This window comes from Streptomyces sp. NBC_01171, from assembly GCF_045039805.1.
Lineage (GTDB): Bacteria > Actinomycetota > Actinomycetes > Streptomycetales > Streptomycetaceae > Streptomyces.
The window spans coordinates 360,860-373,613 of the sequence record NZ_CP108609.1; the positions used below are offsets into that span (position 1 = coordinate 360,860).

10 protein-coding genes are annotated in these 12,754 nt (G+C 74.5%); 5 read left to right on the forward strand and 5 right to left on the reverse strand.

All coding sequences use genetic code 11. The features are described 5' to 3' along the window. Positions 1–21: 21 nt before the first annotated feature. The 4 genes from OG448_RS01655 to OG448_RS01670 form a co-directional block, all read right to left on the reverse strand. Positions 22–1,266: a beta-ketoacyl-[acyl-carrier-protein] synthase family protein gene (locus tag OG448_RS01655; protein ID WP_405550930.1), complete on the reverse strand. Its 1,245-nt coding sequence runs from the start codon at positions 1,264–1,266 to the stop codon at positions 22–24. A gap of 118 nt (positions 1,267–1,384) precedes the next feature. Continuing rightward, complete coding sequence (locus OG448_RS01660) at positions 1,385–1,702, reverse strand: hypothetical protein (protein ID WP_405550932.1); 318 nt, start codon at positions 1,700–1,702, stop codon at positions 1,385–1,387. Positions 1,703–1,724: 22 nt separating this feature from the next. Then, positions 1,725–3,809 (reverse strand): acetoacetate decarboxylase family protein, encoded by a 2,085-nt coding sequence (locus OG448_RS01665; protein WP_405550934.1) that lies wholly within the window; start codon positions 3,807–3,809, stop codon positions 1,725–1,727. A 212-nt stretch (positions 3,810–4,021) separates the two neighbouring features. After that, positions 4,022–4,474 carry an NAD(P)H-dependent oxidoreductase gene (locus tag OG448_RS01670; protein WP_350902544.1) on the reverse strand — a complete coding sequence of 151 codons (453 nt, stop codon included), beginning with the start codon at positions 4,472–4,474 and terminating at the stop codon, positions 4,022–4,024. Positions 4,475–4,583: 109 nt separating this feature from the next. On the opposite strand from OG448_RS01670, the gene OG448_RS01675 reads away from it, so the two are divergent. Further along, the gene (locus tag OG448_RS01675; RefSeq protein WP_405550936.1) at positions 4,584–5,225 is read left to right on the forward strand and encodes a class I SAM-dependent methyltransferase; all 642 of its coding nucleotides are present in this window, start codon (positions 4,584–4,586) and stop codon (positions 5,223–5,225) included. A 46-nt stretch (positions 5,226–5,271) separates the two neighbouring features. Here OG448_RS01675 and OG448_RS01680 read toward each other — a convergent pair whose 3' ends face one another. After that, positions 5,272–7,227 (reverse strand): DUF1996 domain-containing protein, encoded by a 1,956-nt coding sequence (locus OG448_RS01680; protein WP_405558631.1) that lies wholly within the window; start codon positions 7,225–7,227, stop codon positions 5,272–5,274. 467 nt (positions 7,228–7,694) lie between these two features. Here OG448_RS01680 and OG448_RS01685 point away from each other — a divergent pair, with 467 nt between their 5' ends. From OG448_RS01685 to OG448_RS01700, 4 genes are all read left to right on the forward strand, one after another. Then, on the forward strand, positions 7,695–9,446 hold the full coding sequence (locus OG448_RS01685; protein ID WP_405550938.1) for an NlpC/P60 family protein: 1,752 nt from the start codon (positions 7,695–7,697) through the stop codon (positions 9,444–9,446). Positions 9,447–9,561: 115 nt separating this feature from the next. Next, complete coding sequence (locus tag OG448_RS01690) at positions 9,562–10,926, forward strand: FAD-dependent oxidoreductase (RefSeq protein ID WP_405550940.1); 1,365 nt, start codon at positions 9,562–9,564, stop codon at positions 10,924–10,926. Between the two features lie 234 nt (positions 10,927–11,160). Next, complete coding sequence (locus OG448_RS01695; protein ID WP_405550941.1) at positions 11,161–12,327, forward strand: hypothetical protein; 1,167 nt, start codon at positions 11,161–11,163, stop codon at positions 12,325–12,327. Between the two features lie 78 nt (positions 12,328–12,405). Further along, complete coding sequence (locus OG448_RS01700) at positions 12,406–12,696, forward strand: DUF1232 domain-containing protein (protein ID WP_391296051.1); 291 nt, start codon at positions 12,406–12,408, stop codon at positions 12,694–12,696. The last annotated feature ends 58 nt before the right edge of the window (positions 12,697–12,754 follow it).

Below are 12,754 nucleotides of genomic sequence, written 5' to 3' on the forward strand. Positions count from 1 at the left end.
GGTGGGCCCGGTGGGGAGTGGCTACTCCGCGGCGGTGAGTGCCAGTACGGCGTTCTGGCCGCCGAAGCCGAAGGAGCTGCTGATGGCGGCGCGCATCGGCGTGGGGCGCGGGGTCTTGGCCACGACGTCGAGGTCGATGGCCGGGTCGAGGGTGTGGAGGTTGGCGGTGGGCGGGATGAGCTGGTGGCGCAGGGTGAGGGCGGTGCAGGCGGCCTCGATGGCGCCGGCGCCCCCGATGGCGTGGCCGATGGTGCCCTTGACGGCGGTGACCGGGGGCGGGCGGTGGAAGACCTGGTGGAGGGCGTTGTGTTCGGCGAGGTCGCCCTGCGGGGTGGAGGTGCCGTGGGCGTTGACGTGGTCGACGTCCTCGGGGGCTAGCCCGGCGTCGAGGAGGGCGCTGCGGATGGCGCGGGCGGCGCCGTCCCCGCCGGGGTGCGGGGAGGTGAAGTGGTGGGCGTCGCAGGAGGCGCCGTACCCGGCGACCAGGGCGGTGGGCCGGGCGGCGCGGGCGCGGGCGTCGGTGGTGCGTTCCAGGACGAGGACGGCGGCGCCCTCGCCGAGGACGAAGCCGTCGCGGTCGCGGTCGAAGGGGCGGGACGCCTCGTGGGGGGCGTCGGCGCGGCGGGACAGGGCGCGCATCTGGGCGAAGCAGGCGGCGGTCATCGGCAGCCGCGCGGACTCGCTGCCGCCGGCCAGGACGAGGTCGCAGGCGCCGGAGAGCAGCAGGTCGCGGGCGAGGCCGATGGCGCTGGTGCCGGAGGCGCAGGCGGTGCTCACGACCAGGTTGGGGCCGGTGACGCCGAGGTCGAGGGCGATCTCGGCGGCGGCCATGTTGGGCACGCTGCGCGGCAGGGCGAGCGGGGAGACCCGGTCGGGGACGCGGGCGGCGAGCCGGTCGAACTCGGCCTGCCAGCCCTGCATGGAGCCGGTGCCGACGCCCATGACGATGCCGATGCGCGGACTGTCCCAGTCGCCGGGGGTGAGCCCGGCGTCGGCGACGGCCTCGCGGGCGGCGAGCAGGGCGAAGGTGGTGAAGCGGTCCAGGCGGCGGCTGAGCCGGTGACCGAGCAGCCGGGGCGCGTCCAGGTCGGGCACCTGGCAGGAGAACGCCACGGGCAGGCCGTCGAGTCCGGGGTCGGCGGTGGCCGTGGAGTTCCCGGCGCACAGGCCCTCCCAGGCGGCCGCCTGTCCGACGCCGGCCGGGGTGACCAGTCCGAGTCCGGTGACGGCCACGGGGGCGCGCCGGGTCGCTTGACCTGCGTTCACGAGCTGCATGAGCGGTGATTATCCGGACCTGCGGCGCACTCCCCCGGCCGCCACACCCGTTCGGCCCAGGACGCCACGGGCTACCACCCGGATGCCCGAACGTCCTTGACGCACCGCCTCATTTCCGGCCGGTGGCCGGGAGTACGGCGGGCGCTACCGGCCGGCGGCGGGGCCGTGACCGGCCGGGTCCGTTCTGGCTGAGCAACGCCTCGGCCGCGAAGCGCAGTTGGTGGGCCGTCGTGCGGCAGGCGGCGGCCTGGCGGGCGAGGGTGGGTCTGCTCCACTCCGGGGCGGCGACCCGGCCGCTCAGGGCGGCGGCGGTGGCGAGGAGGCGGCGGGCGTAGCCGTCCATGAGGTCGGCGTCGGTGCGCAACTGGGCTATGCGGTCGAGAAGTTCGGCGGCGATCGGGTGGGCGGGCGTGGACTGGCTCACCATGACGGCTCCCGGTGGCGGAGGTTCAGCGCGGCAGGACGGCGCCCGCGGCGCGGTGGACCATGAACTGCGGGCAGGCCACCACGAACAGCGGCCGGGCGGTGTCGATGCCGAGCCTGCGCAACTGCCCGGCCATGGGTTCGGCGGCGGCGGTGTCCAGCCGCAGCCGCACCCCGGCCCCGGCGTGCAGCCGGGGGCGCCCGGAGGTGCGGATCGCGGTGCGTACGGTGCTGTCGCCGCGCCGCCCGTACAGCGCCCAGTCCGGCTCGGGGCAGCGCACGCCGGGTCCGAGGCGGCCGAGGACGGCGATGCCGAGGCCGGGTGCGCTCAAGCGGAGCCGGGGGCCGGTGAGGTGGGCCTCGGCGGCGGCGCGTATCGCGGGCTGGCCCCAGACCTCGCGCGCCGCCACGCGGGCCTCCTCGGTGGTGACGGCGAGCGAGAGGACGTAGCGGCCGGTGCGGCGCAGGTCAGCGCGGCGCAGCAGGTCGGTGGCGAAGTCGGACGGGTGGGGCCGCCACAGGTCGTCCACCGGCACGGACAGCGCGATCTCGGTGTACGGGCCGAGGGTGGAGCAGCGGTGCTCGTACAGCGAGAGCACGGCGAGGGTGCGCCGGCCGATCCCGCTGGGCCGCATCCAGGGCACGTCGGGCAGCAGGGCCCGCACCGCCTCGGTGTCGACCGGGAAGCAGAGGTGGGCGGCGGCGGAGTCCTGGTAGCGCACGGGCACGCCGACCGGGCCGGTGGTCGTCGGGACCGAGGAGGTCGGCAGGGTGAGGAAGGGGTGGCCCTCGGGCGGGTGCGCCGGGTCCTTGAGCTGGTACGCCTGGCTGCGCACGACGGGGCCCCGGTACGGCGTGAGGGCCTCGTCGAGGTGCTCGCGGGCCTCGGGGGCGACGGTGCGCAGATGGCCGATGTACTCGCGCAACAGGTGGGACTCCGGGAAGGCGCGGGTCGGCCCGGTGTAGCGGGCGTCGTACCGATTGGGGTGCGGGTCGGCGGGGGCGGCGGCCGGGACGAGGTCGTGCTCGTTGGTGACGTGGCCGACCCAGGTGCGGGGGTCGGCGGGGCGTCCGGCGGGGTCCGGTGCGCCGACCGCGATCACATGGGTCAGCCGGTAGGCGCGGCAGAACCCGGCGTCCCGCGCGAGGTTGAGCAGTGCGGTACCGCCCTCGCCGTGCCCGATGAGCGCGAGTTCGGCGCCGCGCGGGATGCCGTGCTCCTCGATGGCGGGCCTCAGCGCGCGGGTGTACGGCGAGTCGGCGGTGAGCTGCTCGCGCCAGGCGCCGACGACATCGCGCGGGGAGCCGTGCCGGGGGCGGCCGGAACTGGTGCCGGGGGCCTGGACGACGTACCGGACGACACCGTCGGGGCCGCGCACGTTCTGCACGAGGACGCGGCCCTCGGGGGCGAGGGTGTCGATGTTGCGGAGGAAGCCGAGGAGTGAGCCTTCGGTGGCGAGGGTCCGCTTCTCCCGGTCGGTGAGGTCGACGGCCTCGGCGGCGCGCTGGTCCCCCTCGGTCTCCGGTGCCGCTTCGTCGGACGGCTCGGCGTCCAACAGGGCGCGCACGCGCAGGAGTTCGTCCAGTAGGGGGGTGAGCGCGGCGAGGGCGCGCTGGGCGCCGGGGTCCCGGAAGAGGGCGCGCAGGGCGCGTACGGCCTCACGGTCGCCCCTGGTGCCGAGGGCCGCGGTGAGCCGGCGCATGCCGGGGTCGCGGGCCAGTTCGGGATGGCCGGCGAGCACGGCGGCGATGCGCAGGCGCAGCGAGGTGAGGGCCATCAGCGCGGGCAGTGGCTCACCGCCCCGGCGGGCGCCGAGCAGCCGTGCGATTCTTCTGCGCGCCGCCCCGGCCGGGGCGCCCAGGCAGCGCGGGTCCGTCAGGGCGCGCAGCAGCGCCCAGCGGGCGGTGAGTCCCGTACGGGGGTGGCGGGCGGCGCGTTTGTGGGGTGGGGCGAGCAGCGCGTCCGCGGTGCGTTCGGCGACGGCGCGTACGCCGTCGGCTACCTCGGCGACCTCGCGGGCGCCGTCGCGCAGGAGTTGCTCGGTGGTGCGCTGGTCGGCGTCCTGCCCGCCGGGCGCGGGCCGTCCGGGTGCGTGGCCGTCCGCTCGCATCCGACGCTCCCTCGATTCAGACGACGTACGACGGGATGCGACCGCGTCCGGCGGGACGCGGCCTCGAGCCCATCGTCGGCCAGGGGCACCCCGCCCGCACCTTCGTCCGGCCGGTGCCGGGGGCGGGACCAGCGACTTTCCGGTCCGGCGCCGGGCGGGGCGGGGACCGCGAGGGATGTGGGCGGACGCCGCCGAACGGGGGACCCCCGGCGTCAGCCGGCCAGGCCCGCCGCGAGGACGGCGCCGAGTTCCCAGCACGCCTCGGTGTCGGCCCTGCCCGGCGCGCCGGTGACGGTGACCGGCTCGGCGGCGCGGCGCCAGCCGAGGCCGGTGGTGACGGTCTCGACGGAGCGGACGGCGCCGGTCACGTCGTTGCCGCCGTGCACCCAGTAGCCGAAGGGGCGGCCCCTGGTGTCGTCCAGGCACGGGTAGTAGATCTGGTCGAAGAAATGCTTGAGGGCGCCGGACATGTAGCCGAGGTTGGCCGGGGTGCCGAGGAGGTAGCCGTCGGCGGCCAGCACGTCGGAGGCGGTCGCGGCGAGGGCGGCGCGCCGGACGACGCGGACACCCTCGATCTCGGGCGCGGTGGCGCCGGACACGACGGCCTCGAACAGTTCCTGGCAGTTCGGCGACGGCGTGTGGTGGATGATCAGCAAGGTGGGCACGCCCGCACCCTGCCCTGCCGGGGCTTCCGTCCGCAAACAGGGCTGCCCGGCGTGCGGGTATGGGTGCGACGATGCCGGGCACCGGTAGGGAACGTTGAGAGGAGCCGTCTTGGCAGAGGAAGAGCAGCGGGCACCGGCGGCGGTGGTGTTCGACACGCTGGGCATCGCCTATGAGCAGGCGTTCGCCGCCTCCGGGCCGCATCTGGCCTCGCTGAGCTGGCTGGTGGACCACCTGATGCCCGGCAGCCGGGTGCTGGACGTGGGCAGCGGCACCGGCCGGCCCACCGCCGAGGCGCTCGCGCGGGCCGGGCACCGGGTGCTGGGTGTCGACGTGTCGCCGGTGATGGTCGAGCTGGCCGCGCGCCAGGTGCCGGACGCCGAGTTCAGGGTGGCCGACATCCGTGAAGTCGAGCTGGAGGAAGGGTCGTTCGAAGCGGTCTGCGTGTACTTCTCGCTGCTCCAGATGTCCCGCGACGAACAGCGGGAGGTACTGGCCTCGCTGGCGCGGGCGCTGCGGCCGGGCGGTCTCGCGGTGCTGGCCACGGTGCCGGTGGACGTGGCGGACGCGGAGACCGAGTTCATGGGGCAGCCGGTGCGGGTGAGCAGCTTCTCCCCCGACGACTTCGCCCAGCTCGCCTCGGACGCGGGGTTCTCCGTGCTGTCCGAGGCGCATGCCACCTTCGTGCCTGCCCACGCCGACGCCGGGCCGGAGCCGCATCTGTTCCTGTACTGCCGGCGTACGGCGCACTGAACCCCCGGTCCCTGCGAGGGAACCGGGGGCTCGGGCCGGGCCCGGGTCAGTAGCGCAGACGCCGGGCGCGGAGCAGCATCACCAGGCCGGAGGCGGCCAGCAGCACGCCGAGGGCGGCGGGCCACAGGTTGGCGCCGGTCTCGGCGAGGCCGCCGTTGCCGACGGCCTGCGGCTCCAGGTTCGCCGGCGGCGGCGTGGTGACCGCGGCGGCCTGCGCCGGGGCGGAGTCGGAGACCTGGGGCGCGGCGGCGGTGACCGGGGCGCTGGACTCGTCGCGCTTGGGGGCGCCGCCCTGGTTCTTGGTGGTGTTGGCCGGCGCGGTCGTGGCGTCGACGCGGGGGGCTTCTACGGGGTTGGACTGTGCGGGGTCGGACTGCGCGGGCTGCTGGGCCGGGGCGGTGTCGGCGGGCTCGGCCGACTGCTCGGGCTTGCCCGCATCGCCGGGCTGGGACTCCGCGGGCTTCTCCGGGGCCGTCTGGGCCGGCTTCTCCGGCTCGGCGGTCGCGCTCGGCTCGGTGGTGTCCTGTCCGCCGCCGGGCTGCTCGCTCGGCTCGGCCGACTCGCCCTTGCCGTCGTCGCCGGGCCCGCAGTTACGGCCGGAGTTGATGCAGTCGACCATGGTGCGCATCAGGCCCTCGTCGAAGACGTTGATGAAGTCGCCGTGGTCGGTGACCGGCTTGTGCTGCTGCTCCGGGAAGGAGTCGACCGCGAACAGCGGGGTGCTCTTCCCGCCGTCGTTCAGGCTGGGGGCGTCCACGTCGTAGACGATGCGCTGGACGAGCTGCGGGATGGCCTTGAACCCCTCGGGGCAGTTGCCCTGGGCGTCGGCGAAGGCCACGTGGGTGCGGTGGTTGGCGCTGTCGGCGTTACGGCCGTCCCAGCAGCTCTGGAAGTGGAAGCTGCGCACCACGTCGCTGCCGGACGGGCACAGCGGGTACTTGTCCTTGAGCTGCCGGTCCTCGAACCCGGTGCAGCTCCAGGAGGCGTTGGCGTTGGCGGGCCCGTTGACGAACGTTTTGGCGTCACCGGTGATGATGCGCAGCAGCCGCGGCATCTCGGTGACCTTGCCGCTCGGGCTGCCGACGAAGGTCAGGGTGACCTCCTTGGGCGTGACGATCTGGCCGGCGTTGCCCTCGGTGCCGCCGCCCGGCGCCCCGGCGTCCCGCTCCTGCTTGCCGTTCTGGAGGCGCAGCACGGGCCAGTAGTACGTGGACTTGTCGCCCTGGTCGGCACAGCTCGTCTTGGCGTCGGCGAGGTCCTGGTCGCTGGCGAAGGCGGTGTTGGACTGGTTGCCGACGTAGTCGTGGAAGTGGTGGGCGCCGTTGGAGACACCGGGCGCCACGATCACGTTGTCCGAGTTGAACAGGCCGTTCTCGTTGACCCCGCACTCGGTGCGGAAGGTGCCGCCGGGGGGCGCCTTGGGGGCGTTGGGCTGTACGGAGTTGATGTCCGCGTAGTCGGCGGCGACGGGTCCGTTGCCGCCCTGCCCGGTGCCGCCGTTCTGGCCGCCTTGGTCCTGGCCCTGGTTCTGGTCCCCGCTCTGGGAGGGCGCGGCGGATTCCTGGCCCTCGCCACCGGGCGCCGCCTCGGCCGGGCGCAGGGTGCAGGGGGCGAGCGCGTCGAGCTGGTCGGGGCGGTTCCCGGCCCGGCCGATGGCGTCGGCGATACGGCCCAGGGTCGCGGTCCGCTTGTCCTTCAGCGGGTTCATCACCGAGTTGTCGGCGGCCGACGGGTCCTGCCGGAGCGCGTCGGCCGACTGCTGGAGCCGCTGGTACGCCTCCGCGATCTGCTGGTCCAACCCCGCCAGTTCACGGTCGACGTCCCCGCGGGCCGCCTCCGGTACGTCGGTCAACTGCGCGCCGACGTCGGGGCAGTCGATGGTGGCCATGCCGGCCGACCTGAGAGATGCGTCGGCCGCGTCGCCGGAGCCCTGTCCGCTCCAGCCGCCTTCGCTGGCCGACGCGTAGACGTTCGCCGCGACGAGGCCGCCGCCGCCGAGCATCAGCGCGACCGCGGCGAGGGTCACGCGTCGTGCGCCGGTCGGGCGCCTGCGCCTGTTCGGTTCCAAGATCGTCCCCTGCGAGTCGTGGTCGGTGAGGGGCATGTGGCGCCCCACACTCATACGCGGGGTGGCGCCGGTGTGTTCATCCCGGCCCGGATTTCATGGCGAACTCTCAAGAGAATTGCGCCAGATGAGGTGTGTGAGGCCACGCGCACACCTCTGGAGGGGAGTTGGCCGCGTGGGCGCCTAGTGTGCCCGTCCGAACACGGCGGCGAACATCACAAATACGTATCGGACATTCCACCCGGTGACCTTCACACGAGTGACACAAGTTGGCTAGGTTGACCGCAGGCCGCCCGGCTCCCCCGTCCCCAGGAGCCCGCAGCGGCGTCCGGTACGGGATGTTCGACCGACTTCCGGGCGCGCCGGCCCAACTGCCCCGCGGGGCGAGGAAGGAGTCGTCTCCCATGGCGCCGGAGAGTCACGAAGAGGTTCGGCAGCGGATCGACTCCCTCTACGCACGGGCCGAGAACGCGACGGGCAACTACAACGCCACCCGTGCGATGGCGGCCGCCACCCGCAGGCGGGGCGTCCCGCTGGCCAAGCGGTCCGGCAGCCGTCCCGACCCGGCGCTCGACGCCGTGACCCGCCAGTGGTTCGACGCGGCCCGTGCCAAGGCGGGACCGACCGTGCCCGCGGCCCTCCCCGCCGACCGGATGCCCGACAACGGCCCTGTCGTGGAACGGAACTGGACCGCCGCCGAACTGGGCCTGCCCAGCATCGAGCCGGAGACGCCCGCACTGCCCGCGGGTTCCTCGCAGCGTCCGGTGGCCGAGCTGACGGGCGGTACGCCGTCCGCCCCGGCACTGGAGGCGGCGGGTACAGCGGTCGCGCTTCCCCCGGCCGCGCCCGTGGCGGCGCTGCCGGCCGCGCCGGTGGAGCAACTTCCGCCGGGTGCAATCGAGTTGACTCCGCCGCCGCCGCTCGGTGGCACCCCCGTGATGCTGCCGACGCAGCCCGCCGGGCCGAGCCGCCGTTCCCCCGCCGACCTCAAGGCGGACAACCGCCGCAAGCTCGCCTCCGCCAAGGACCTGCTGTCCCGCCACTCCTGGAACGCCGCCCCGGCGCAGGCATGGGGCACCCCGCAGGCGCCCGCACCGGGCGCCGTACAGACTGCCGCGCCGGAGATCGCCAGCTCCGGCGCGGCGCAGGCACCGGCCGCCCCCACGGGCCAGTGGACGGCACCGGCCTCCGTCACGGACACCGGCCCGCTGACGTACCCGATGCCGGGCGCGCTGGGCGACACCGGCTCGCTGCCCTACCCGATCCCCGGCCCGCTGAGCGACACCGGTGGCCTGAGCTACCTGGCCCCGGCCCCGCAGACCGACACGGGCACGCTGCCGGCCGTGGACACCAGTGCGTTCGCGCCCGGCTACGACACCGGCGTGTTCCCGGCGGCGGCTTCCCTGGCGCCGGCGTACGACACCGGGGCGTTCCCGGCCGTACCTCCGGTGGCCGACGCGGCCCCGGCCCCGACGTACGGGACGGGCGCGTTCCCGGCGGCCCCCGTGTTCCAGCCCACGCCCGCTGTGGCCCAGGCAGCCCCGGCCCCGGCACCCGCCTTCCAGCCCGCCCCCTCTGCGGCCCCCGCGCCCGCCCCGGCCCCGGCGTCCGCTTACCAGCCCGATCCCCCGGCGGCACCGGCGCCCGCGCCGACCCCCGCCTTCCCGTCCGCACCGCCTGCGGCCCCCGCGCCCGCCCCGGCAGTCGCGCCCGCCCACAACCCTGCCCCCACCCCCCGAACCGGCACCTTCAGCACCACCCCCTTCACCCCCCGCCCCACCACCGAGTCCGCCCATGTCGTCCGCGCCGCCAAGGCCATCGCCTTCGCCGCCGCCCAGGTCGGCAAGCCCTGCGTCTGGGGCGCGACGGGGCCCGACTCGTTCGACTGCTCCAGCCTCACCCAGGGCGCCTGGCGCACTGCCGGGGTCGAGCTGCCGAGGGCCGCGCACGAGCAGGCGACGGCCGGGACCGAGGTGGCGCTGGCCGCCGCGCTCCCCGGTGACCTGGTGGTCTTCTTCGAGGACGACCGGCACGTGGGCCTGTACGTCGGCAACGGCACGATGATCCACGCGCCGGGGCCGGGCGCGACCATCCGCGAGGAGTCGGTCTACGGCGCCGGAGAAGCCGCGATCCACCGGGTGATCAGGCCCGCCTGACCACCCATAAAAGCTGTTTATGAGCCCATAGACCGGACCCGTGTACTAACTTAGGGCTGCCTTAGCTTAGGCTTCCTGATCGAGTCGCCTGTCCACGCTCGAAGGGAACCTGATCATGCCGCGCCCCCTGCGGGTAGCCATCGTAGGAGCCGGCCCCGCCGGGATCTACGCCGCCGACGCCCTGCTGAAGTCCGAGACGGCCGCCGATCCGGGCGTGTCCATCGACCTCTTCGAGCGGATGCCCGCCCCGTTCGGCCTGATCCGGTACGGCGTGGCGCCCGACCACCCGCGCATCAAGGGCATCATCACCGCCCTGCACCAGGTGCTCGACAAGCCGCAGATCCGCCTCTTCGGCAATGTCGACTACCCGCGCGACATCAACCTGGACGACCTGCGCGCCTTCTACGACGCGGTGATCTTCTCCACGGGCGCGATGGCCGACCGCGACATGTCGATACCCGGCATCGACCTGAACGGTTCCTACGGCGCGGCGGACTTCGTGTCCTGGTACGACGGCCACCCCGACGTGCCGCGCACCTGGCCGCTGGAGGCCGAGAAGGTCGCCGTCCTCGGCGTCGGCAACGTCGCCCTGGACGTGGCCCGCGTCCTCGCCAAGACGGCGGACGAGCTGCTGCCGACGGAGATACCGCAGAACGTCTACGACGGTCTGAAGGCCAACAAGGCCCTCGAGGTCCACGTCTTCGGCCGCCGTGGCCCGGCGCAGGCGAAGTTCAGCCCGCTGGAGCTGCGCGAGCTGGACCACTCCCCCAACATCGAGGTCATCGTCGACCCCGAGGACATCGACTACGACGCGGGCTCCATCGAGACCCGGCGCGGCAACAAGCAGGCCGACATGGTCGCCAAGACGCTGGAGAACTGGGCGATCCGCGACGTCGGCGACCGCCCGCACAAGATCTTCCTGCACTTCTTCGAGTCCCCGGCGGAGATCCTCGGCGAGAACGGCAAGGTCGTCGGCCTGCGCACCGAGCGCACCGCGCTGGACGGCACCGGCAACGTCAAGGGCACCGGCGAGTTCAAGGACTGGGACGTCCAGTCGGTGTACCGCGCGGTCGGCTACCTCTCGGAGAAGCTGCCCAAGCTGCCCTGGGACCTGGAGACGGGCACCGTCCCGGACGAGGGCGGCCGGGTCATCGAGGAGAGCGGCGCCCACCTGACGTCGACGTACGTCACGGGCTGGATCAGGCGCGGCCCGGTCGGTCTGATCGGTCACACCAAGGGTGACGCCAACGAGACGGTGGCCAACCTGCTGGACGACTACGCCAACGGCCGGCTGCACACGCCGTCCGCGCCGGACCCGGAGGCCGTGTACGCCTTCCTGTCCGGCCGGGGAGTCCGCTTCACCACATGGGACGGCTGGTACAAGCTGGACGCCGCCGAGCGCGCCCTCGGTGAGCCGCACGGCCGCGAGCGCGTGAAGCTCGTGGAGCGCGAGGACATGCTCCGGGAGAGCGGAGCCTGATCCCGTGGCACCCGCTGAACGCTGAACGACCACGAGACCCCGACGAGACCGGTACCCCGGCTTTCGTCGGGGTTTCGCGCACCCGGCCCCCGCGGGGCGCGCACGAGGCGCACCCGGGGCGCACGCCACCGCGCGCGCCCCTGTCCGACGCGCCGCCCCGGGACCCGGCGCCCCGATGACGGGGCATACCGGTGATACTGGAACGCGCACCGGCCCCCACCTGCAGATTGGCCCATGTCGAACTCCGCCACCGACCGCGCCCCCGTCCCGCAGACGATCTGGGCGGCCCGCGGCCGTCACACCGGTCCCGCCCCCGAGGACGTCGTACGCCGCACCTTGCGAGAGCGCCACAGAAGCGGGGATCTGGACGACTTCTCGGAGCCGCCCGCCCCCGAGGGCTCCACAGACCGCGTCTTCGAGGCGCGCTGGCGCGCCGGTGGCACGGTCACCGTGCGGGCCCGGCTCACCCTCACCTCCGTGCCGGAGCGGCCGGGGCACGAGTGGACGCTCGTCGCGGAGGCCGAGCGGTTGTGGGAGGAGGCGTGGCCCTCACCGGCCACCCTGTTCTGGCCCGAGTCCGGCCCGGCGGCCGAGGACGGCGAGTGGGACCACCACCCGACCGTGCCGGGGCTGCGGTTCCGGCAGGTCAACGCGCTGCCGCTGGACGACAAGGAGATGCGCCGGCGGCTGCGGGACGCGGCCCGTGAGGCGTGGTGCGTCAATCTCGTCGTGCACGAGGCGATGACGCCGGACGAGCGCGGCAGGCTGCCGCTGGCCCGGCTGCTGCCGCCGGGGCTGCGGCACCGGGTGATCGAGCACCGGGCCACCCCGCAGCAGTTCCGGGCGGTCAACTGGGCGCTGAAGGACCTCGGGGTGGAGGTGCCGCGCGGCGGTGCCGTACTGCTGCCCCCGGACCCGGCGCCCGCGGGGTACGACCGGCAGGCGTACGCCGTGCGCAGTGTCTTCCTGGACGGCTCCGAGCCGGCCGACCTGGTCATGGCCCTGCGGGACTTCGCCGCGCTGTCGCGCCCGAGGCCGCGCGGGCTCGGTGAGGCGCTGGCCGGTCTCCGGGACAACTGGACGCTGATGACCGCCCAGGAGGAGCTGGAGCGGGAGCGGCGCCGGGTCGTGCGGTACCGGGAGGCGCTGGAGGCGATGACGAAGTCGCGGGATCTGTACCGGGAGGCCGCCGAGCAGGCCCACGAGGCGCTGGCCGCGTACCGCGACACCCCGTTGCCCGTGCTGCCCCAGCAGCGGCCCTCGGCCCGTAACCAGTCGCCGTTGCAGCAGCTCACCCGCACGTTCGAGCGGCTGCGGCTCCCGGCGTGGGGGCAGCGGCCCGAGAATCCTGACGCCGACCCCGACCCCGAGCGTGAGGCCGAGGGCAGCGACCGGGTGTGAACCGGCGGCTGCCGCGCACAGGAGCGGGCAGAAGGAAGAGGGCGCGGGCGGGCCGCGCCTCGGGAGGGGACAGGGCGCATGGACAACTCCACGATCGTGCTGGTGGTCGCGGCCGTCGCGGCGGCGGTGGTGTTGGTGTTCGCCGTCGTCCTGCTGGTGCGGCTGGTCAAGGCGCGGCGCTCGCTGCGGGACGCGGGGCTGCCGACCGGGCCGCGCTGGGTGTTCTGGGGCGCGATCCTCTATCTGGTGCTGCCGACCGATCTGCTCCCCGACCCGGTCTACCTCGACGACATCGGCGTCCTGCTGCTCGCTCTGCGCAGCATGCGCGCCGCGACACGCCCGCTGCCGGAGAAGCCCGGCGACTTCTGAGCGATTCCCCACCGGCGTCCGGCGGCGCGGGGCGGTTCGGGTGACCCCGTACGGGTTT

Excerpts from the sequence above, each read along its gene's own strand:
- OG448_RS01660 (WP_405550932.1), bottom strand. The coding sequence starts at position 1,702 with ATGGTGAGCCAGTCCACGCCCGCCCACCCGATCGCCGCCGAACTTCTC.
- OG448_RS01665 (WP_405550934.1), bottom strand. The coding sequence starts at position 3,809 with ATGCGAGCGGACGGCCACGCACCCGGACGGCCCGCGCCCGGCGGGCAG.
- OG448_RS01680 (WP_405558631.1), bottom strand. The coding sequence starts at position 7,227 with ATGCTCGGCGGCGGCGGCCTCGTCGCGGCGAACGTCTACGCGTCGGCC.
- OG448_RS01685 (WP_405550938.1), top strand. The coding sequence starts at position 7,695 with ATGGCGCCGGAGAGTCACGAAGAGGTTCGGCAGCGGATCGACTCCCTC.
- OG448_RS01690 (WP_405550940.1), top strand. The coding sequence starts at position 9,562 with ATGCCGCGCCCCCTGCGGGTAGCCATCGTAGGAGCCGGCCCCGCCGGG.
- OG448_RS01695 (WP_405550941.1), top strand. The coding sequence starts at position 11,161 with ATGTCGAACTCCGCCACCGACCGCGCCCCCGTCCCGCAGACGATCTGG.
- OG448_RS01700 (WP_391296051.1), top strand. The coding sequence starts at position 12,406 with ATGGACAACTCCACGATCGTGCTGGTGGTCGCGGCCGTCGCGGCGGCG.